This is a genomic window from Pseudomonas fluorescens HK44, from assembly GCF_000217955.3.
Lineage (GTDB): Bacteria > Pseudomonadota > Gammaproteobacteria > Pseudomonadales > Pseudomonadaceae > Aquipseudomonas > Aquipseudomonas fluorescens_AQ.
Genome location: NZ_AFOY02000012.1, coordinates 76,855 through 97,184, shown reverse-complemented (window position 1 = coordinate 97,184; position 20,330 = coordinate 76,855). Strand labels below are relative to the sequence as shown.

The 20,330-nt window shown below is 59.3% G+C and carries 18 protein-coding genes; 16 read left to right on the top strand and 2 right to left on the bottom strand.

The genetic code is table 11. The annotated features are described in order from the left end of the window. Positions 1-189: 189 nt before the first annotated feature. The 16 genes from HK44_RS11955 to HK44_RS11880 all read left to right on the top strand — a co-directional run bounded on the left by HK44_RS11955 (position 190) and on the right by HK44_RS11880 (position 16,766). On the top strand, positions 190-1,683 hold the full coding sequence (locus HK44_RS11955; RefSeq protein WP_019694510.1) for an acetyl-CoA hydrolase/transferase family protein: 1,494 nt from the start codon (positions 190-192) through the stop codon (positions 1,681-1,683). A 319-nt stretch (positions 1,684-2,002) separates the two neighbouring features. Beyond that, a complete protein-coding gene (locus HK44_RS11950; RefSeq protein WP_019694509.1) occupies positions 2,003-2,218 on the top strand; it encodes a DUF1127 domain-containing protein in 216 nt (71 codons plus the stop codon). A 269-nt stretch (positions 2,219-2,487) separates the two neighbouring features. Beyond that, the gene (locus HK44_RS11945; protein WP_019694508.1) at positions 2,488-2,700 is read left to right on the top strand and encodes a DUF1127 domain-containing protein; all 213 of its coding nucleotides are present in this window, start codon (positions 2,488-2,490) and stop codon (positions 2,698-2,700) included. A 180-nt stretch (positions 2,701-2,880) separates the two neighbouring features. Continuing rightward, positions 2,881-3,198 (top strand): DUF2388 domain-containing protein, encoded by a 318-nt coding sequence (locus HK44_RS11940; RefSeq protein ID WP_019694507.1) that lies wholly within the window; start codon positions 2,881-2,883, stop codon positions 3,196-3,198. Between the two features lie 106 nt (positions 3,199-3,304). After that, entirely contained in the window at positions 3,305-3,613 is a 309-nt protein-coding gene (locus HK44_RS11935; RefSeq protein WP_019694506.1) for a DUF2388 domain-containing protein, read from the top strand. Positions 3,614-3,639: 26 nt separating this feature from the next. Continuing rightward, a complete protein-coding gene (locus tag HK44_RS11930; RefSeq protein ID WP_019694505.1) occupies positions 3,640-3,960 on the top strand; it encodes a DUF2388 domain-containing protein in 321 nt (106 codons plus the stop codon). A gap of 20 nt (positions 3,961-3,980) precedes the next feature. Then, positions 3,981-5,918 (top strand): DUF4105 domain-containing protein, encoded by a 1,938-nt coding sequence (locus tag HK44_RS11925; protein WP_431357328.1) that lies wholly within the window; start codon positions 3,981-3,983, stop codon positions 5,916-5,918. Between the two features lie 419 nt (positions 5,919-6,337). Next, positions 6,338-7,645, top strand: a complete 1,308-nt coding sequence (locus HK44_RS11920) for a CitMHS family transporter (protein ID WP_019694504.1) — start codon at positions 6,338-6,340, stop codon at positions 7,643-7,645. 70 nt (positions 7,646-7,715) lie between these two features. Then, the gene (locus HK44_RS11915) at positions 7,716-8,483 is read left to right on the top strand and encodes a TerC family protein (protein WP_019694503.1); all 768 of its coding nucleotides are present in this window, start codon (positions 7,716-7,718) and stop codon (positions 8,481-8,483) included. A gap of 337 nt (positions 8,484-8,820) precedes the next feature. Then, positions 8,821-10,479 carry a Na/Pi cotransporter family protein gene (locus HK44_RS11910; protein ID WP_019694502.1) on the top strand — a complete coding sequence of 553 codons (1,659 nt, stop codon included), beginning with the start codon at positions 8,821-8,823 and terminating at the stop codon, positions 10,477-10,479. Positions 10,480-10,538: 59 nt separating this feature from the next. Continuing rightward, positions 10,539-11,915, top strand: a complete 1,377-nt coding sequence (locus tag HK44_RS11905) for a M16 family metallopeptidase (protein WP_019694501.1) — start codon at positions 10,539-10,541, stop codon at positions 11,913-11,915. 232 nt (positions 11,916-12,147) lie between these two features. Next, positions 12,148-13,191, top strand: coding sequence for a DUF5924 family protein (locus tag HK44_RS11900; protein ID WP_019694500.1), 1,044 nt, complete (start codon positions 12,148-12,150; stop codon positions 13,189-13,191). Positions 13,192-13,245: 54 nt separating this feature from the next. Beyond that, a complete protein-coding gene (locus tag HK44_RS11895; RefSeq protein WP_019694499.1) occupies positions 13,246-14,391 on the top strand; it encodes an ABC transporter permease in 1,146 nt (381 codons plus the stop codon). Then, the gene (locus HK44_RS11890; protein ID WP_019694498.1) at positions 14,388-15,191 is read left to right on the top strand and encodes an ABC transporter ATP-binding protein; all 804 of its coding nucleotides are present in this window, start codon (positions 14,388-14,390) and stop codon (positions 15,189-15,191) included. The genes HK44_RS11895 and HK44_RS11890 overlap by 4 nt, the downstream gene beginning before the upstream one ends. A gap of 1 nt (position 15,192) precedes the next feature. Further along, entirely contained in the window at positions 15,193-16,131 is a 939-nt protein-coding gene (locus tag HK44_RS11885; RefSeq protein ID WP_019694497.1) for an MlaD family protein, read from the top strand. Further along, on the top strand, positions 16,128-16,766 hold the full coding sequence (locus HK44_RS11880) for an ABC-type transport auxiliary lipoprotein family protein (RefSeq protein WP_019694496.1): 639 nt from the start codon (positions 16,128-16,130) through the stop codon (positions 16,764-16,766). Before HK44_RS11885 ends, HK44_RS11880 begins: the two co-directional genes overlap by 4 nt. A 169-nt stretch (positions 16,767-16,935) precedes the next feature. Here HK44_RS11880 and HK44_RS11875 read toward each other — a convergent pair whose 3' ends face one another. Together HK44_RS11875 and gltP are read right to left on the bottom strand one after the other, a co-directional pair. Continuing rightward, positions 16,936-18,165 carry a nucleoside recognition domain-containing protein gene (locus tag HK44_RS11875; RefSeq protein WP_019694495.1) on the bottom strand — a complete coding sequence of 410 codons (1,230 nt, stop codon included), beginning with the start codon at positions 18,163-18,165 and terminating at the stop codon, positions 16,936-16,938. A 190-nt stretch (positions 18,166-18,355) separates the two neighbouring features. After that, entirely contained in the window at positions 18,356-19,687 is a 1,332-nt protein-coding gene (gene gltP / locus HK44_RS11870; RefSeq protein ID WP_019694494.1) for a glutamate/aspartate:proton symporter GltP, read from the bottom strand. Between the last annotated feature and the right edge of the window lie 643 nt (positions 19,688-20,330).

Below are 20,330 nucleotides of genomic sequence, written 5' to 3'. Positions count from 1 at the left end.
CTGCGCAAACTGCAATACCGAAAACCCCGGCCTGTGTAGGCCGGGGTTTTTTATTGCACACAAGATTAACTACGGAAAACCGACCAAAGGCTCTAAATCAGGGGCCAGCATTCGACCATGGTCGCGGGGCGATTTTTTTTGAAAACACTAGACTGCGCATCTTGCTTCCGTTGCCCGAGATAACAATTCATGTACCGTGATCGTATCCGCTTGCCTTCGTTGTTGGATAAGGTAATGAGCGCCGCTGACGCTGCCGCTCTGATTCAGGACGGCATGACCGTCGGCATGAGCGGGTTTACCCGCGCCGGCGAAGCCAAAGCCGTACCCCATGCACTGGCCGAACGCGCCAAGGTCACGCCGCTGAAAATCAGCCTGATGACCGGCGCCAGCCTGGGCAACGACCTCGACAAACAACTGACCGAGGCCGGCGTGCTGGCCCGTCGTATGCCGTTTCAGGTCGACAGCACCCTGCGCAAGGCGATCAACGCCGGCGAGGTGATGTTCATTGACCAACATCTGTCGGAAACCGTGGAACAACTGCGCAATCAGCAACTCAAGCTGCCGGATATCGCGGTTATTGAAGCCGTGGCGATCACAGAGCTTGGCCACATTGTGCCAACCACTTCGGTCGGCAACTCGGCCAGCTTCGCGATTTTCGCCAAGCACGTAATCGTCGAGATCAATCTGGCGCACAACCCGAATCTGGAAGGTCTGCACGACATCTATATCCCGACCTACCGTCCGACCCGCACGCCTATTCCGCTGGTCAAGGTCGACGACCGTATCGGCAGCACCGCGATCCCGATACCGCCGGAAAAGATCGTCGCCATCGTCATCACCAACCAGTCCGACTCGCCGTCCACAGTGCTGCCGCCGGACAGCGACACCCAAGCCATTGCCGACCACCTGATCGACTTCTTCAAGCAGGAAGTGGCTGCCGGGCGCATGACCAACAAGCTCGGCCCGCTGCAGGCCGGTATCGGCAGCATCGCCAACTCGGTGATGTGCGGCCTGATCGACTCGCCGTTCGAAGACCTGACCATGTACTCCGAAGTCCTGCAGGACTCGACCTTCGACCTGATCGACGCCGGAAAACTGAGCTTCGCCTCGGGCAGCTCGATCACACTGTCGAGCCGGCGCAATGCGGATGTGTTTGGCAATCTTGCACGCTACAAGGACAAACTGGTGCTGCGTCCACAGGAGATCTCCAACCACCCTGAAGTGGTTCGTCGCCTGGGCATCATCGGCATCAATACGGCGCTGGAGTTCGATCTGTACGGCAACGTCAACTCCACCCATGTCTGCGGTACGCGGATGATGAACGGCATTGGTGGTTCCGGCGACTTTGCCCGTAACGCGCACCTGGCGATCTTTGTCACCAAGTCGATTGCCAAGGGCGGGGCAATTTCCAGTGTGGTGCCGATGGTCAGCCACGTTGACCACACCGAGCATGACGTCGACATCCTCGTGACCGAGATCGGCCTTGCCGATTTACGTGGCCTGGCGCCACGGGAGCGGGCGCGGGTGGTGATCGACAACTGCGTGCACCCGGACTACCGCGAAGCGCTGAATGCCTACTTCGAGGCGGCCTGCGCCATCGGCGGACACACCCCGCACATCCTGCGCGATGCCCTCAGCTGGCACATCAACCTGGAAGAAACCGGCAGAATGCTCGCCGTGTGATTGATACAGATGGCAGCTGACGCAAACACAATTTCGTCAGCTCGCCATTGCCAATCCAATATCCTTCAAAAACTGTACTGCTGTACCTGTCATTTCCTACCGTAAATGCCTACACCTTCGAGCCAAACACCAAAAAACGCACCATTAACGAGCAGATAGGTACAGTTGCCTCGTTTTCGAGCAGTACAGCACCTATTAACAGTTAACTGGTCCCTCACAATACAGGTGAACTGTATCTAGAGAGACTGGCCAAACGAGAGGATCATTGGCATCAGTTAAACCACTACCTAATCCCGCCATAAGCGGAAGGATGTCAACCATGGAACGTACACTCAGTTCCGAAATGTTCTTCGAAGACAACGCTGTACAAACCCAGGCTTCCATGCCTTTTCGCGTTCTCGCCAACCTGATGCTGTGGCAGCGCCGCATCTCCAGCCGCCACCAACTGGCTCGTCTGGATTCGCGTCTGCTGGCTGACGCAGGGATTAGCGAAGCACAACGCTACGAAGAGCTGAGCAAGCCGTTCTGGCGCTAAGTTAGCGTCGCTGGCCCTGACCCACCGGGTCCACCGCCAGCACCCCGAATTGCACACACAAAACCCGTCGTGGGAAACCACGACGGGTTTTGTCGTTTCAGGGCTGAAAACGGCGAGTACAGAAGGGCAGTCGCACAACAGGTACAGTTTAAATATATTCTTAACTGAACCGGTACAATTTAATATTGGTGTAGCTGCTCTAGCGACGGCGAAACGCCCAACATGGTGTTCCAAGGCCGCTCAATCAGCCTGTTCGCGAGGAATACACCATGAATCGGTTACTTGATGTTCCGCTCCTGCCTACTCGCAAGCCTTCTTCTTTACTCAAGCTTATGGCCCGGCTGATCACCGCTACCGGTCAAAGCATGGAAAAAGCGCGCACCCGCCGCCTGCTCGCGCAACTTAATGAGCAGCAGCTGTCTGACATAGGTATCAGCCATAGCGATCGACTGGTCGAACTGGACAAACCTTTTTGGCGCTAACCGTGTCTAGATGGGGTGACAGGGCTATTCGAACGGTTGAACAACGGCCTAATATCCGAAGACATCGTGGCGAGCCCTGCGCAGGGTACGTTTGATCTCTCAGACGTTACGCGTCACGCAGTGGCAGCCCGACGTTATTCTTGGCGTCACTATTTATGGTTTATTCACAGGAGTTCCCCCATGTCCCGTCTTCGTCTGCTCAGCGTTGCAGCACTGCTGGCGGTGGCTGCCAATTCGCATGCCTCCAGCTTCATTATCACCACTGACACTGTCGTCGGTGCACTCAAGGACAGCTCCGACGCCACAACCAACCTCTCCTCTTCGCTGCGGGACAAGAAGATCGTTCGCGCCGCCCGTGATGACGCCGCCAGTTTCGTGGCCAGCGAAGGCGCCATCCGTGGCGTGCGCCTGGAAAGTGCACTCGACTACATCCACACACAGGCTCCACAGCTGAAAGCCACTGACGCACAGCTGGCTCAAGCCATTCTGGCGATCTGATCAACGTCGGAAAACGGGGCTCTCACAATGCGCCCCGTTTCCTCAGCGCTGGCTCTGGCCCGGGCATTGCGCTAGCCTTGGGGCTCGTTTCCAACCGTCGAGCCTCATGCACTTTCTTTCAAAACCATTCATCACATCCCTGTTTATCACTGCCTGCTGGATCAGCCCGGCCCATGCCCTGGACCTGTCCACGCAGAACCTCGTTGTCACCACTTATGCGACAAGCAAGGTGACCTCCGCACCCTTCGACCATAAACTGCTGCTCGCGGCCCACGATGATGCGGCGGCGTTCATTGCCAGTGACGGTCAACTGCGAGGAGCGCAACTGGAGTCCGCCCTGGTTTACCTGCGCCAGACCCAGCCAAAACTTCATGCCAGCGACCTTGAACTGGCACAGGCAATTCTCGTCCAATAGTTATCCTGTTCTTCCGGAGTCGTTCCATGCGTAGCCCGCTGATTGCTGCCACCCTTGGCCTATTACTGTTGGCCGACGTGGCCCAGGCACACACCCTCGAAGCCACCAGTAACATGATCATCCGTGCCTCCCGGCGCACACTCGATTTCACCTCCGACACCACCACCTCGATTCGTGACCTGAAAGTTGTCCGTGAAGCCCACGACGACGCGGCCAGTTTTGTCGCCAGCAATGGCGATATCCGTGGCGCGCATCTGGAAGCAGCCTTCGACACCTTGCGCACCCGTGTGCCGGAAGCCCGCGATGCCAGTGATCAGGTACTCGCCGAGGCCATCCTCGCACTGTGAAGACACTAACCGCCTGGCTGATGGCCGGGGCCCTATTGCTGCTTTGCAGCACGGCTCAGGCCAGCCTGCAACTACACCTCAAGACTGATGGTCTGAGCCCGGCAGAACAACAGGCCAGCCAGGCACTGCTGGATGAAGCGATGCAGGCATTGCCGCCACGCTTCATCCAGCAACTGGACCGCCGGATTGATGTTGGCTGGACCGACGAAATGCCCGGCAATGCCTACGGAGAGGCGTCTCTGACGTCAGAGGTGGACCTCAATCGCAACCTGCTCAAGGGGCTCACCGACGGCAGCGCCGCAACGAAAAAAACCAATCGCCCCCACGGCACCGTTCGCCGCGAAATGCTCGCCACGGTGCTGCATGAGCTCACGCACATTTATGACCGTGCGCGCTTGTGGACAAGTGCCGAGCGTTTGCAGATCCAACGCTGTACGCGACAGAGCAACAGTTCAGGCCTGGTCGGCCTTCCCGATCAATGCCGAGGCCAGACTGACCGTCGTTTCACCTTGAGCGACGATCCACGCCTGCTGGACCTTGCCGGCTGGCCGCAATACGTCGGCCGTCGCGGTGAACGCGAACAGCACAACCGGCAAATTGTCCGCAGCCCGGACCTTTATGAGACGAGCAGCCCCAAGGAATTTGTCGCGGTCAACATGGAGTACTTCCTCCTCGACCCGAGCTACGCCTGCCGCCGCCCGGCGCTGTACCGTTATTACCAGGAACACTTCGGCTGGGCTCCACCGGCCAAGGACAACTGCGCCCAATCCTTCGCCTTCCTGAATGCGGGCAACGACTTCGCCAAACAACCGCTGGGCCAGGTCGATCCGGAAAGGGTCTACTCCGTCGACTACCTGCTGGCCGAAGCCAATCAGAATCTGGTCAGCCGCTGGGGTCACAGCATGTTGCGGCTGGTGATCTGCGCGCCCGGTCGCCCACGCGGACCGGACTGCCGACTCGACCTGGAATATTCTCTGGTGCTGTCCTACCGCGCCTTTGTCGGTGACGTGCAACTGTCGAGCTGGGATGGTCTGGTCGGAAAATACCCGTCGCGGCTCTTCGTGTTGCCGCTGTCACAAGTCATCGACGAATACACCAAGACTGAACTGCGCAGCCTGGCCTCGGTGCCGCTCAATCTGTCACGCAGTGAAATTGGAGAGTTGGTCGAGCACGCCGCCGAGATGCATTGGAGCTACGACGGCAACTATTACTTCCTGTCCAACAACTGCGCGGTCGAGAGCCTGAAGCTGTTGCGCAGTGGCAGTAACAATCCCCAGTTGGTCGGCATGGACAGCATCATGCCCAACGGCTTGCTGGAAATACTCAAGGCGCGCGGACTGGCGGATACCAGCGTGCTCGACAATCCGCGCGAGGCCTTGCGCCTGGGTTATCGCTTCGACTCGTTCCGCGATCGCTATCAAGCGATGTTCGAGGTGCTGAAAAAACACCTGCCGATCAAACAGGACAAGGTTGAAGACTGGATGGCACTGACGGCCGCAGAACGTCGCCCGTGGTTTGAGCAGGCCGATCTGCGCACCAGCGCTGCACTGCTGTTGCTGGAGCAGGCGAGTTTCCGCCAGCAATTGTTGCTGGCCCAGAATGAGGTGAAACAACGCTACCTGGATGCCCGCGAATTGAAAAACGGCGGTATGGACCAGGCCAATCAGACCTTGAAGCAGATTCTCGTCAACAGTGGTTTCCTCAGCCGTCCGGCAGAATTGCTCGACAGGGGCGGTTATGGCCTGCCACAGCCCAATGAATGGAAACGCCTGGAGTCGGAAAGCACTACGCGACAGAAGAAATTACAGGTGTTGACCGGTGATCTGGACAAAGAGGTCAGGGCGCTGCTTGAGCCTGGCCGAGCGGCTGAGATCGCCGCGAATGAGGCCAACATCAAACAGCTGGGCGAGCATTTGCGAGCGCTGCACAAAGCATCGGGTGGATTGGAGCTGCCTTAACGTCAAAAGCTCGCAGCCTTCGGCAACTCCTGCGTCGATCACCTGGAGCTGCCGAAGGCTGGTGCATCTCGCTCATTGCGCTTCCCCCTATCCTCGTGTTTAACGCCTTCAAACCACGGTATTGGCCACAGCTTCAGGCCACATCCGCCCACCGTGAACATCTCGTCCGGTGTTTGCCCAGCGAAAGCTGGCTGAAAGGTTTGCCGATTAGGATCGCCCGCACTGCCGGCAACAGACCGGTTGGCCAAACGAATGTCGCAATGTTCGCCCGGCCCAATTAACAACAACAATGGTGATTCTGATGTCCGCTCGTACCCGCCTGTTTGCCCCGACTCCCCCCGTACGCCTCGTGCTTTCCGTTCTGCGCTGACCCCATCCGGTTCGCCATTCCCTAGCCGCGCTACGCCTGGAGTATTCCCATGCTGACTTTCCTTGGCTTTGCCATGGTCATCACGTTCATGTACCTGATCATGACCAAGCGCCTTTCGGCGCTGATCGCCCTGATCATCGTTCCGATCCTGTTTGCCCTGTTCGGTGGTTTTGCGCCGAAGATCGGCCCGATGATGCTCGAAGGCATCACCAAGCTGGCCCCGACCGGCGTGATGCTGATGTTCGCCATCCTCTATTTCGCCCTGATGATCGACTCCGGCCTGTTTGACCCGGCCGTGCGCAAGATCCTCAAACTGGTCAAGGGTGACCCGCTGAAGGTATCCATCGGCACCGCGGTGCTGGCCCTGGTGGTGTCCATGGACGGTGACGGCGCCACGACTTACATGATCTGCGTAGCCGCCATGCTGCCGCTGTACAGCCGCATCGGCATGAGCCCGCGGATCATGGCCGGCCTGATCATCCTGGCCGGTGGTGTGATGAACATGACCCCGTGGGGAGGCCCGACCGCGCGTGCCGCCAGTGCGCTGCATGTCGACCCGTCGGACATCTTCGTGCCGATGATCCCGGCCATGCTCGCTGGCGTGGTGGCGATCCTGGCGATTGCCTACCTGTACGGTAAACGTGAACGTGCGCGCCTGGGTGAATTGCACCTGATCGGCGACGAAATCGACCACAGCGAAATCAGCGTTTCGCAGTTCCCGGATGCTCGTCGTCCGAAACTGATCTGGTTCAACGGCGCCCTGACCCTGGCCCTGATGTGTGCCTTGATCGCCGGCCTGCTGCCACTGCCGGTGTTGTTCATGGTCGCGTTCAGTATCGCGATGATCGTCAACTACCCCTGCCTGCAACAGCAAAAAGATCGCGTTGCGGCCCACGCCGGTAGCGTGCTGGCAGTGGTCGGGCTGATTTTCGCCGCTGGTATCTTCACCGGCATCCTGTCCGGCACCGGTATGGTCGATGCCATGTCGAAAAGCCTGCTGGCCGTGATCCCGGACTTCCTGGGGCCGTACCTGGCCGTGATCACCGCACTGGCGAGCATGCCGTTCACCTTCTTCATGTCCAACGATGCGTTTTACTACGGTGTACTGCCGGTTCTGGCCGAAGCCGCCAGCCACTACGGCATCACCGCGGTGGAAATGGCTCGTGCCTCGATCGTCGGTCAACCCGTCCACTTGCTGAGCCCGCTGGTACCCTCAACCTACTTGCTGGTAGCCCTGGCCGGGATCGAATTCGGTGACCACCAACGCTTTACCTTGAAGTGGGCAGTACTGGTTTGCCTGTGCATACTCGTCGCTGCATTGCTGATGGGGATTTTCCCGCTGTTCAGCACCTTGTAACGGCATCAACTCACCACGCCGCCAGCCAAGTGCTGGCGTCGTGGTTTAACACTCGCTCAAAGGAATACACATGGAATGGCTGACCAACCCCGAAATCTGGGTTGCCTTCTTCACGCTGACCGCCCTGGAAATCGTTCTGGGCATCGACAACATCATCATGATCTCGATCCTTGTCAGCCGCATGCCCAAGCACATGCAGGCGCGCACCCGGATCTTCGGCCTGGCGCTGGCCATGGTCACGCGGATCCTGTTGCTGCTGTCGATCACTTGGGTCATGCGCCTGACCGCCGACTTGTTCGTGCTCTTCGGTCAGGGTATTTCCGGGCGAGACCTGATCCTGTTCTTCGGTGGCCTGTTCCTGCTGTGGAAAAGCTCCCAGGAGATGTTTCACGCACTGGAAGGAGAAGACGAAACCGCCGACGAGCCAGGCGGCAAGGGCGGTAACTTCCTCTACACCATCATCCAGATCGCGATCATCGACATCGTGTTCTCTCTGGACTCGGTGATTACTGCGGTCGGCATGGTGTCCCATGTTCCGGTCATGATTGCCGCGATCATCGTTGCGGTACTGGTGATGATGATGGCCTCGGGCATGATCAGCGCGTTCATCGACAAGCATCCGTCGCTGAAAATGCTCGCGCTGTCGTTCCTGCTGGTGGTGGGTACCGTGCTGATCGCCGAAGCCTTCGGTGTGCATGTCCCCAAAGGCTACGTCTACTTCGCCATGGCATTCTCGCTGGCCGTGGAAGCGATCAACATCAAGATGCGCACCGCAATCGCGAAAAAGAAGAAACAGCAGGAGCCGGTGAAACTGCGCAAAGACATCCCGGGTCAATAACTCGTGTGGCGAGGGAGCTTGCTCCCGCTGGACCGCGGAGCGGTCCCAAAACCAGTCACCGCAGTTTCTCAACAAAACTGTGCGAGCCGACTTTGCGACTGCTGCGCAGCCGAACGGGAGCAAGCGCCCTCGCCACAATGAATCAAGGGGCTTTCGAGCCCCTTTTTCACGCCCGCTTGAAGCTGTTTTCATGACAGTTTTGTTTCAATCGACTCTTTAGCTATGCGATGCTGGCGCCCGGACCGTTAGCCAACTACAGCTTAAATACAGAACGTAGAACGTCGCGCGGCATCGTCAACTTGCTCCATTGGGGCGCTGTCCATACAGGGGGCCCAGTATGCTGACCCTGCTCAATCTACTGTCCGCCGTCGCCTTGCTTATTTGGGGCACGCACATCGTCCGAACCGGCATCCTGCGGGTCTACGGCTCGAACCTGCGCCATGTCATTGGCCAGAACATGTCGAAACGCTGGCTGGCCTTTATCGCCGGGATTCTCGTCACCGCGATGGTCCAGAGCAGCAACGCCACAGCGATGCTGGTGACCTCGTTTGTCGGCCAGGGTTTGATGGCGCTGACGCCCGCCCTGGCGACCATGCTCGGTGCCGATGTCGGTACCGCACTGATGGCGCGGATCCTGACGCTGGATTTGTCATGGCTGTCGCCGCTGCTGATTTTCCTCGGGGTGATTTTCTTCCTTTCACGCAAGCAGACGCGTGCGGGCCAGCTCGGCCGGGTCGGCATCGGCCTGGGGCTGATCATTCTCGCGCTGCAATTGATCGTCGAAGCAGCCGATCCGATCACCCACGCTCACGGCGTCAAAGTGCTGTTTGCCTCACTGACGGGCGATATCCTGCTCGATGCCCTCGTCGGGGCGCTGTTCGCGATGATTTCCTACTCCAGCCTGGCCGCCGTCCTGCTCACCGCCACCCTTGCCGGTGCCGGAGTGATCAGCCTGCCGGTGGCCATCGGCCTGGTGATCGGCGCCAACATCGGCAGCGGTGTCCTGGCATTTCTCAGCACCAGCATGCAGAACACTGCCGGACGTCAGGTGGCGTTGGGCAGCTTGCTCTACAAGATAATCGGCCTTCTGCTGATCATTCCGGTGCTCGGCCCGCTGGTGCACTGGATGGACAGCCTCAATTTCCGCCCGCAAGGCTTGGTGATCGGCTTTCATCTGCTCTACAACACGGTGCGTTGCCTGGTGCTGTTGCCCAGCGTCGGCCCGATGGCCAGAATCTGTGCCTGGCTGTTGCCAGAGCGCCCGGAAATCAATGGTCCGGCCAAACCACGCCATCTGGACCCGACAGCCCTCGCCACACCAAGCCTGGCCTTGGCCAACGCCGCCCGGGAAACCCTGCGCATCGGCGACCTGATCGACAACATGCTCGAAGCCATGCTCGATGTACTGCGAGGCAAGCAAACCGCCGTCACTCAGGAAGTGCGCCGCCTGAGCGATGACGTCGAAGTCCTCTGCAGCGCGATCAAACTCTATCTGGCGCAAATGCCCCGCGAAGACCTCAGCGATCAGGACAGTCGGCGCTGGGCAGAAATCATCGAACTGGCGATCAATTTGAAACTCGCCTCTGACCTGATCGAACGCATGCTGCGCAAAGTCCAGCAGCAGAAGACCTCGCAACGCCGCTCCTTTTCCGATGTCGGCCTGGAAGAGCTGGAGGGGCTGCAGCATCAGCTGATCGCCAACCTGCGTCTGGGGCTGTCGGTGTTTCTGAGCGCCGACAAGGAAAGCGCCCGACAACTGCTACGTGAGAAACGTCGCTTTCGTGCACAGGAAAGACGCCTGGCTCACGCCCATGTCAGCCGCTTGCACCGCAAGATCGTGCAAAGCCTAGAAACCAGTACACTGCACCTGGAATTGATCGCCGACATGAGACGCTTGAACTCGCTGTTCTGTGGCAGCGCCTATGTGGTCCTGGAAACCACCGAAACCGGTACATTGGCTGCCGACGATACGGCTGACATCACCCATTCCCCCTGAACGTCTGGCGTTGAAAGCAGTCACTTAGAAGGTCGCTTTCACCCGCCGGGAAGGTTGCTATGCGCTGTTTGTTGTTTGCGTGCCTGCTATTGAGCTCCACCTGTTCATTTGCCCTGGATCGCTTTCAGGTCGAGGGTTATGCGTTGCCCAACGGCTTGCAATTGCTGCTCAAACCCGGCAGCGAGCGCGGGCATGTGGCGATTCGTCTGGTGGTGGGCGTTGGCCTGGACGACTTCGCCTGCGCCGACAAAGAGCTACCGCACCTGCTTGAGCATTTGCTGTTCAGTGGCGTCGACGCGAGTGGGGAAGGTGGGCTTGAGGAGCGCATGCAGGCACTGGGTGGTGAATGGAATGCCTACACCAGTAACGCCGACACCACGTTCGTCATCGAAGCCCCGGCGAAGAATCAACGCAAAGTCCTCGACCTGTTGCTGGCGCTACTGACCCAGACCCGACTCGACGATAACGCAATCCGCGCGGCCAAGCAGGTGGTCGAACGCGAAGATGGCGGCCATTACTCCCACTTGCAGCGCTGGCTCGACCGCCAGGACCTGGGCCATACGGCGAGTAATCAGCTGGCGGTGGAGCTGGGCCTGAAGTGCTCGGAGCGGGCCCAGGTAGAGCACCTGACCCGCGAACAATTGGAGAAGGTCCGCAAAGAGTGGTACGCACCGAACAACATGACGCTGATTATTGTCGGTGAGCTCGATCGCCTGCTGCCGGCCTACCTGGAGCGCACCTATAGCCAGCTCGAAGCCATTGATCCCACCGAGCATTTACCACTGCCGGAGATCCAGCACCCGGCGCTCGACGAACGCAATCTGATCCAGGGCTGGGTCGGGGGTGGCGCCAAACTGCACTGGTTGTTCCCGGAGCCGGCGCTTGAGGACCAATATGACGAAACGTACGACCTGCTCAAGGACTACCTCGACTGGGCGCTTTACCGTCAACTGCGTCTGGCTCACGGATTGTCCTACGGCCCCTGGGCCGAACGCGAAGTGTTCGGCGGTGTTGGCTTCTTCAGCCTGAACGCCGATCTGGAGCGCGATGATCTGCCACAAGCGCAGCAGGTACTCGAGGATCTGAAAGCCGATCTGCTCAAGAATGGCCTCGACCCCGCAGGCTTTGAACGCCTGAAACAGGCCGCCATCGCTCGACAGGCCTGGACCGTGCAAGGCAACAGCGGGTTGGCCGACTACTACTGGAGCGCCATCGGCGACTATGAGGACGGACATTTCGACGACCCGGCCAAACGCCTGCAGACAGTCACTCTGGACCAGGCCAACCAGACCCTGCACAAACTGCTCGATCAGCAGGCTTACATTCGCATCGAGAAGCCGCTGCTCAGTTATGACGAGGTGCTGTGGTTGCTGGGCGGGGTGTTGGGGCTGATGGCGCTGGGTGTTCTAAGTTGGCGCTTACATCGCAAAAAATGATAACTGTGGCGAGGGAGCTTGCTCCCGCTGGGTCGCGAAGCGGCCCTAAAAACTGCCAGCACGATTGTGAACGTTGAACTCCAGCGACCGTTTGCGGCTGCTGCGCACCCGAGCGGGAGCAAGCTCCCTCGCCACAGTTGCTGTACCCGGTCACACAGTTGGCTCCTCGCAACATCACTGTGCCAGCGTTATCCTGTCGGGGTTTTTACCCACGACAATTGCGAACCGCCGAATGCCTATCCTGACCCATTACGTAACGCGCATCCTCGAACTGATGAAGCGCTACCCCGGGGTCATTGCGCTCGGTGGCTTCATCTCGGGGGTCTGCAGTTTCATTCTGGTCGACCGCCAGCAAAGCCTGGCGACCTGGATTGCGGTGATCATGCTGGTCAGTTGGCTCTGGCTGATGCTGGAAAACAGCCTGACTGAGCTGTTCACCAAGGTCTTCAAGCGTGAGATCCCGCAGCCGCTGTTGCGCTATGCGACGCAGATGATCCACCAGGAAAGTCTGTTCTTCGTCTTGCCGTTCTTTTTCATCACCACCACCTGGAACAGCGGGCAACTGGTGTTCACCGGACTGCTCGGGGCCGCGGCGCTGGTTTCGATCACCGATCCGCTGTATTACAAATGGCTGGCACCGCGTCGCTGGTTGTTTCTGGCGATGCATACGCTGACGCTGTTTGCCGCGCTGCTGACCGCATTGCCGATCATCCTGAACCTGACCACCGCCCAGAGTTTCAAACTGGCACTGGGCACCGCCATGCTGCTGTCTTTCCCAAGCCTGGCGTCGATCTTTCCGATTCGCACGATCCGCGGCGGCCTGAGCGTGCTCAGCATCACCCTGGCCATCGGCTGCGCCGGCTGGTTGCTGCGTTCCTGGGTGCCGCCGGCCACTTTGTGGATGACGCAAGTGGCAATCAGCACACAACTACAAGACCGTACACCCGGCGACAGCCACAATGAAGTCAGCGTCGCCCAGCTGCGCCCTGATGGTCTGTACGCCTATACCGCGATCAACGCACCGCGCGGGCTCGACGAGCGGATTTATCACGTCTGGCAGTTCAACGGCCAAGAGGTCGACCGCATCGCACTGGATATCCACGGCGGGCGCAAGGAAGGCTACCGGGCCTGGACCCATAAGCAGAACTTCCCCGGGAACCCGGTGGGTGACTGGCAAGTGCGGGTACTGACCGAAGACGGTCAGGTGATCGGCGTATTGCGCTTCGATGTGACCGACGCTGGTCAAAACGGCACGACGCCGAGCGAGGCAAAGTAACCCGGATCGTGCTATTACGTAGCTCTGCGTATCAGTAGAACAAGCACGGAGATTATGAGCAGCACGATTGCCGGCAGTGCCCAACTCGATACTTCGAACACCCCTGTGCGGTTGCGGGTCACGGGTGACTGGACGCTTGTCCATTACGCCGACCTCAAACGCCTGAGCAGCGCCCTCAAAGGTCAGTACGACGACCGAACCCCCATCGACCTCAACGGCCTCGGCGCACTCGACACCGCCGGCGCCTCGCTGTTGGTTGAACTGCTCGGTGCCGAGCGCCTCGGCAAGTCCGCCGAGCACCCCGACTGCAGCCTGTCCGCCGCCGACCGTGCGCTGCTGCAAACCGTCTATTGCTCGCTGACCGACTTCTGCATCCCCGTCAAAGAGCCCGAAATCAGTGTCGGCATTCAACTGCTGACCCGCATCGGGCGCGCGGTGGATGCAGTCTGGCAAGACACGCTGCAACTGTTGGGTTTTGTCGGACTGATTCTGGAAACCATCGCGCGCAGCCTGTTTCGCCCCAAGCGCTGGCGGATCACGCCGATGGTCGCGCACATCGAGCAAACCGGCCTCGACGCCGCGCCCATTGTCGCCTTGCTGACCTTCATGGTGGGCGCAGTGGTGGCCTTCCTCGGTGCCACGGTACTCGCCAGTTTTGGTGCGAGCATTTTTACCGTGGACCTGGTGGCATTCTCGTTCCTGCGCGAATTTGGTGTGTTGCTGACCGCGATCCTGATGGCAGGGCGCACTGCCAGCGCCTTTACCGCGCAAATCGGCTCGATGAAGGCCAATGAAGAAATCGACGCGATCCGCACCTTGGGTCTCGATCCGATGGAGCTGCTGGTGGTGCCACGGGTGTTGGCGTTGCTGGTAGCGCTGCCGATGCTGACCTTTCTGGCGATGCTTTCGGGGATTGTCGGTGGCGGAGTGGTCTGTGCGATTTCGCTGGGCATTTCGCCGGCGATGTTCCTCTCTTTGCTGCAATCGGACATCAGCGTTCAACATTTCCTGGTCGGCATGGTCAAAGCACCGATCTTCGCTTTTCTGATCGCCGCCATTGGTTGTCTGGAGGGCTTCAAGGTCAGTGGCAGTGCTGAGTCCGTTGGCGCCCACACCACGTCCAGCGTGGTGCAGTCGATTTTCGTGGTGATCGTGCTCGATGCGGTCGCCGCATTGTTCTTTATGGAGATGGGCTGGTGAGTCGTTTACCCCGTAAGCCCTGCGAGGCGGTGATCGAAGTCCGTGGGCTGTGCAATCGCTTCGGCCGCCAGAGCGTGCATGAAAACCTCGACCTGGATTTGTACAAGGGCGAGATTCTCGCCGTGGTCGGCGGTTCCGGCAGCGGAAAATCGGTGTTGCTGCGCAGCATCGTTGGCCTGCGCCAGCCCAGCGAAGGCATGGTGAAGGTGTTTGGCAAAAACCTGCCGAGCCTGACGGAGCGTGAACGCTCAATGGTCGAGCGGCGCTTCGGCGTGTTGTTTCAGAAGGGCGCGCTGTTCTCTTCGCTGACCGTGACCGAAAACGTCGCCCTGCCATTGATCGAGCACGCCGGCCTGAGTCGCGAAGACGCCGAGCATCTGGCGGCGGTCAAACTGGCTTTGGCCGGTCTGCCGCTGTCGGCTGCCGACAAGTACCCGGCCTCGCTGTCCGGCGGCATGATCAAACGCGCGGCGCTGGCGCGTGCCTTGGCACTGGACCCGGACATCCTGTTCCTCGATGAGCCGACCGCCGGCCTCGATCCGATCGGCGCCGCGGCGTTCGATCAGTTGATCCTGACGCTGCGCGATGCGTTGGGGCTGAGTGTTTTCCTGGTCACCCACGACCTCGATACGCTGTACACCATCACCGACCGGGTCGCGGTACTGGCGCAGAAAAAAGTACTGGTGGCCGACGCCATCGACACAGTGTCGGAAACCGACGACGCGTGGATTCACGAATACTTCCACGGCCCACGCGGCCGCGCGGCACTTTCGGCCGCTTCACAGCTTAACGAGGTATGACATGGAAACCCGAGCCCACCATGTATTGATCGGCCTGTTCACCGTATTGGTGGTGGCCGGTGCATTACTGTTCGGCCTGTGGCTGGCCAAGTCCAGCATCGACAGCGAGTTCAAGGATTATGAAGTCGTCTTCAACGAGGCGGTCAGCGGTCTGTCCAAAGGCAGTGCAGTGCAGTACAGCGGGATCAAGGTCGGCGATGTAGTGAGTTTGCGCCTCGACCCAAAAGACCCACGCCGGGTACTGGCACGGATTCGTCTGGGCGGCGAAACCCCGATCAAGGAAGACACCCAGGCGAAACTGGCGCTGACCGGGATTACCGGTACCTCGATCATCCAGCTCAGCGGGGGTACGCCGCAGAGCCCCGAGCTGCGCGGCAAGAACGGTAATTTGCCGGAGATTGTTGCTTCGCCTTCGCCCATCTCACGCTTGCTGAACAACAGCGATGACCTGATGAGCAGCGTTAACCTGTTGCTGCATAGCGCCAACCAGATGATGTCGCCGGAAAACGTCGACCGCCTGAGCAATACCCTTGAGAGCCTGAAGCAAACCACCGGAAGCATTGCCGAGCAGCGCGGGGATCTTAGCCAGGCCATGCAACAACTGGCCTCGGTAGGCAAACAGGCCAGCGCCACCCTTGAGCAGACTTCTGCATTGATGCGTAACGCCAACGGCATGCTCAACGATCAAGGCAAACAGATGTTCGGCAGTGCCGAGCAAGCCATGAAGTCGCTGGAGCAGAGCAGCGCGACCATCAACAGCTTGCTGACCGACAATCAGGATGCGCTGAATAATGGCATGCAGGGGCTCAACAGTCTGGCCCCGGCCATACGTGAGTTACGCGACACCCTGAGTTCGTTACGCGCCATCTCTCGTCGCCTGGATTCCAACCCCAGCGGTTACTTGCTGGGCGGCGACAAGGATAAGGAGTTCACGCCATGAAACCTGTCTACCGCGCCTTTGCGCACTACGCGCTGTTGGCAAGTATCGCGCTGACCAGTGCCTGCTCGATTTTACCCAAGGCTGACCCCCAGGATGTCTACCGTCTGCCTGCCGCGCCGAACGCCGCGGCATCGACGCACGCCAACTCGGTGCCTTGGTCGCTGCGGCTGTCTAAACCCCAGGCAAGCGACGTGCTCAACAGTGCAAAAATCGCCGTAATCCCTCAAGGCGATCTGATCAGCAGCTACAAGGCTTCGCGCTGGAGCGATCCTACGCCGATCCTGCTGCGTAATCGGCTGCTCGCCGGGTTTGCCCAGGACGGCCGCGTACAGCGGCTCAGCACCGACGACAGCAACTTGCAGACGGATCTGGAACTGAGCGGGAACCTGCAAGCGTTCCAGACGGAATATCAAGGCAACACCGCGCAAGTGGTCATTAGCCTGGATGCGTTACTGGTGCGTGGCAATGATCAGCGGATCCTCGCCAGCCGCCGCTTCGAAGTGCGCCAGTCATTAAGCGATGTAAAAGTGCCTGCAGTGGTGACCGGGTTTGGTCAGGCCAGTGACACGCTCACGGCGCAGGTGATTGCGTGGACGGTAGAGCAGGGGCAGAAGACCGCGACCATGAAACCCTGAGCCAGCACCGTACCCGTGGCGAGGGAGCTTGCTCCCGCCGGCCGGTCCGCGCTCGGGCGAAGCAGTCGCAAACCTTTGGGCACGGTGTGCCAGACCGAATGTAATCACAGGTTTTAGGGCCGCTACGCGACCCAGCGGGAGCAAGCTCCCTCGCCACAGAGATAGCGGACTACCCGAAGAACCAGTAGCAAACCCCGATCGCCCCCAGCACCCCGGCGAGTTCCGCCAGCAGTGCGCAACCCACGGCATGCCGCGCACGCTGAATGCTCACCGCGCCGAAGTACACCGCCAGCACATAGAAGGTGGTTTCGGTACTGCCCTGAATAGTCGCTGCCACCAGCGCCGGAAAGCTGTCGACACCTTGGGTTTTCATGGTTTCGATCAGCATCGCCCGTGCGGCGCTGCCGGAGAACGGTTTGACCATCGCGGTCGGCAGGGCATCGACGAAACGCGTGTCCCATCCAGCCCATTGCACCAGATGGCGAATCCCGTCCAGACCGAAGTCCAGCGCCCCGGACGCTCGCAATACGCCCACTGCACAGAGCATCGCGACCAGATACGGCAGCAGGTTCTTGGCGACATCAAAGCCTTCTTTGGCACCTTCGACGAATGCTTCGTAGACCTTGACCTTGCGCAGCGCGCCAATCACCAGAAACAGCATGATCAACCCGAACATTGTCAGGTTACCGAGGATCGACGACAGGCTCGCCAGAGCAGTGGCTGAGAGCGCCGTCAACAGCGCCATGAACCCACCCAGTACCAGCGCCCCCGGAATCAGGTAAGCCAGCACCACCGGGTCCCACAGCCGAAGGCGCTGCATGAATGCCACCGACAGCAGGCCGACGATGGTTGAACAACTGGTCGCCAGCAAAATCGGCAGGAACACCAGTGTCGGGTCGGCTGCACCTTGCTGGGCGCGGTACATGAAGATAGTCACGGGCAGCAGGGTCAGGGACGAGGCGTTAAGCACCAGGAACAGGATTTGGGCATTGCTCGCGACCGTAGTGCTGGGGTTGAGCTCCTGCAACGCACGCATCGCCTTGAGACCAATCGGCGTAGCGGCATTGTCGAGCCCCAGGGTGTTGGCAGCAAAGTTGAGGGTGATCAGGCCGATGGCCGGATGCCCCGCCGGCACTTCGGGCATCAGGCGCAGGAACAGCGGGCCGAGCGCCTTGGCCAGCCAGTCGACGATCCCGGCCTTTTCGGCGATTCGCAGAAAACCCAGCCACAGGGTCAGGGTGCCGAACAGCAACACCATCACGTCGACCGACAGTTTGGCCATGGCAAAGATGCTTTCCACCATCGTCGCGAAGATCCCGGCATTGCCGCCGATCAGCCACTGCGCGAGTGCCGAAACGGCCGCCACGATGAAAAAGCCAAGCCACAGGCCATTGAGCATCAGTCAAATCCCCCAGAAGATGCGCGAATGATAGCGGGGTGGGCAGAAACGACAAACCCCGGATTTCTCCGGGGTTTGTTTGGCTCTACTTGTGGGAGCATGGCTTGCCCGCGATGAACGATGACGCGGTGTATCTGCTACACCGTGGCGCCTGCATCGCGGGCAAGCCTTGCTCCTACAGAGGGTACTGTCAGTTGCTGGAAGTCTCGCCAGCCGGCAGCTTCTCTTTGCTGCGCCAGTGCGGCAGGGAGTTCCAGTAGCGCTGGCCTTTAGCGTCGTCGTACATGCCTTCCCAACGGGAGATGACCAATACGGCCAGGGCGTTGCCGATCACGTTCAGTGCGGTACGGGCCATATCCATGATGCGGTCGACACCGGCGATGAACGCCAGGCCTTCCAATGGAATTCCTACGCTGCCCAGCGTTGCCAACAGGACCACGAACGACACGCCCGGCACACCGGCGATACCTTTGGAGGTGACCATCAGGGTCAGTACCAACAGCAACTGCTGGCTGATCGACAGGTCGATACCGTACAGCTGGGCAATGAAGATCGCCGCGATGCTCTGGTACAGGGTCGAGCCGTCGAGGTTGAACGAGTAACCGGTCGGCACCACGAAGCTGCAAATGGCTTTCGGTGCACCGTAGGCTTCCATCTTCTCGATCACGCGCGGCAACACGGTTTCGGAGCTCGCGGTGGAGTAGGCCAGCACCAGCTCATCCTTGAAGATGCGCATCAGCTTGATCACCGAGAAACCGAACAGGCGAGCAACCAGCCCCAGCACCACGAAGGCGAAGAACAGGATGGCGACGTAAACCAGGATCACCAGTTTGGCCAGCGGCAGCAGGGACGCGAAACCGAAGTTGGCAACGGTCACTGCGATCAGTGCGAACACGCCGATCGGGGCGTAGTTCATGATCATGTGAGTGACCTTGAACATACTTTCCGAGACGCCCTGGAACATCTTCACCAGCGGCTCGCGCAGGTCCGATTGCAGGCTCGACAGACCGAGACCGAACAACACCGAGAAGAAGATGATCGGCAGCATCTCGCCACGCGCCATGGCGGCAAAGATGTTCGATGGAATCAGGTTGAGGATGGTTTCGATGAACGCGTGTTCATGCTGAACCTCGGCCGCGGTCGCCTGGTACTTGGAAATATCCACAGTGCCCAGGGTGCTCATGTCGATGCCGGAACCCGGGTGGAACACGTTGGCCAGCACCAGGCCAACCAGAATGGCGATGGTGGTGACGATTTCGAAGTAAACGATGGTCTTGAGACCGATGCGTCCGAGCTTCTTCGCATCGCCCACACCGGCAATGCCGACGACCAGCGAGGAGATCACGATAGGGATCACGATCATCTTGATCAGACGGATAAAGATATCGCCCGCCGGTTGCAGGACGTTACTGATCCACCAGGCTTTTTCCGCACTGAAGTGGTTGAGCAACGCACCAATTGCAATGCCCAGTACCAGACCGATGAGGATCTGCCAGGCGAGGCTCAGCTTTGCCTTCTTCATATCATTACCCTTTTCTTATAAATGGACTCGGGAAGATGCACAAACTGGAACGCCCAATGGCGGAAAAGTCTGTGCATCTGCCCCCGGATAAGGTCGCCCGGAGCGCGTAATTACGGCTCTCTGGCAGATAAAAAAGGCGCAACTATTCCGATGCACGGGAGCGACGTCTAATGCCGTAAACGCCTACCCCATGCCGAATCGGCATGAGATTTTTCAAACCAAACCGCAGTCCCAACCGGTTCGAATACGACATTTCGGCAGGCATAAGTGCCGTGAACCGGCCATCGTAGAGGAGATTGGAGGTTTTTTGAGCTGCGAATCAGGGGGTAAAACCAGAGAAAAATCCTACGAGCCGTAGTGAAACGTGAGCGAAAATCAGCGCCAAATTTCTCGATATACGGTCGCCCTAAACACTACTAAATGCTTTGTGAAGAACGCCGATGGCTGTTTGCTGGCAGGCGCAACAAAAAAAATCGGCTGGCCGCTCTAGGGCAGCACTTTGCACATATAAGCGCGCCGCAGACTTGTCACGTCATGAATGACGGTCAAATACGCGGCGCTGCTTGTCCTGACCCGGCCCTTGCGCGGGCACTCCCTGTACCCGTAGGTCACTCCGATCCTGAAGCAATCAGAACGTCCCGGC

Bases quoted from the DNA above. Each gene is read 5' to 3' on its own strand.
- HK44_RS11955 (WP_019694510.1), top strand. From the start codon at position 190: ATGTACCGTGATCGTATCCGCTTGCCTTCGTTGTTGGATAAGGTAATG.
- HK44_RS11950 (WP_019694509.1), top strand. From the start codon at position 2,003: ATGGAACGTACACTCAGTTCCGAAATGTTCTTCGAAGACAACGCTGTA.
- HK44_RS11945 (WP_019694508.1), top strand. From the start codon at position 2,488: ATGAATCGGTTACTTGATGTTCCGCTCCTGCCTACTCGCAAGCCTTCT.
- HK44_RS11940 (WP_019694507.1), top strand. From the start codon at position 2,881: ATGTCCCGTCTTCGTCTGCTCAGCGTTGCAGCACTGCTGGCGGTGGCT.
- HK44_RS11935 (WP_019694506.1), top strand. From the start codon at position 3,305: ATGCACTTTCTTTCAAAACCATTCATCACATCCCTGTTTATCACTGCC.
- HK44_RS11930 (WP_019694505.1), top strand. From the start codon at position 3,640: ATGCGTAGCCCGCTGATTGCTGCCACCCTTGGCCTATTACTGTTGGCC.
- HK44_RS11925 (WP_431357328.1), top strand. From the start codon at position 3,981: ATGGCCGGGGCCCTATTGCTGCTTTGCAGCACGGCTCAGGCCAGCCTG.
- HK44_RS11920 (WP_019694504.1), top strand. From the start codon at position 6,338: ATGCTGACTTTCCTTGGCTTTGCCATGGTCATCACGTTCATGTACCTG.
- HK44_RS11915 (WP_019694503.1), top strand. From the start codon at position 7,716: ATGGAATGGCTGACCAACCCCGAAATCTGGGTTGCCTTCTTCACGCTG.
- HK44_RS11910 (WP_019694502.1), top strand. From the start codon at position 8,821: ATGCTGACCCTGCTCAATCTACTGTCCGCCGTCGCCTTGCTTATTTGG.
- HK44_RS11905 (WP_019694501.1), top strand. From the start codon at position 10,539: ATGCGCTGTTTGTTGTTTGCGTGCCTGCTATTGAGCTCCACCTGTTCA.
- HK44_RS11900 (WP_019694500.1), top strand. From the start codon at position 12,148: ATGCCTATCCTGACCCATTACGTAACGCGCATCCTCGAACTGATGAAG.
- HK44_RS11895 (WP_019694499.1), top strand. From the start codon at position 13,246: ATGAGCAGCACGATTGCCGGCAGTGCCCAACTCGATACTTCGAACACC.
- HK44_RS11885 (WP_019694497.1), top strand. From the start codon at position 15,193: ATGGAAACCCGAGCCCACCATGTATTGATCGGCCTGTTCACCGTATTG.
- HK44_RS11880 (WP_019694496.1), top strand. From the start codon at position 16,128: ATGAAACCTGTCTACCGCGCCTTTGCGCACTACGCGCTGTTGGCAAGT.
- HK44_RS11875 (WP_019694495.1), bottom strand. From the start codon at position 18,165: ATGCTCAATGGCCTGTGGCTTGGCTTTTTCATCGTGGCGGCCGTTTCG.
- gltP (WP_019694494.1), bottom strand. From the start codon at position 19,687: ATGAAGAAGGCAAAGCTGAGCCTCGCCTGGCAGATCCTCATCGGTCTG.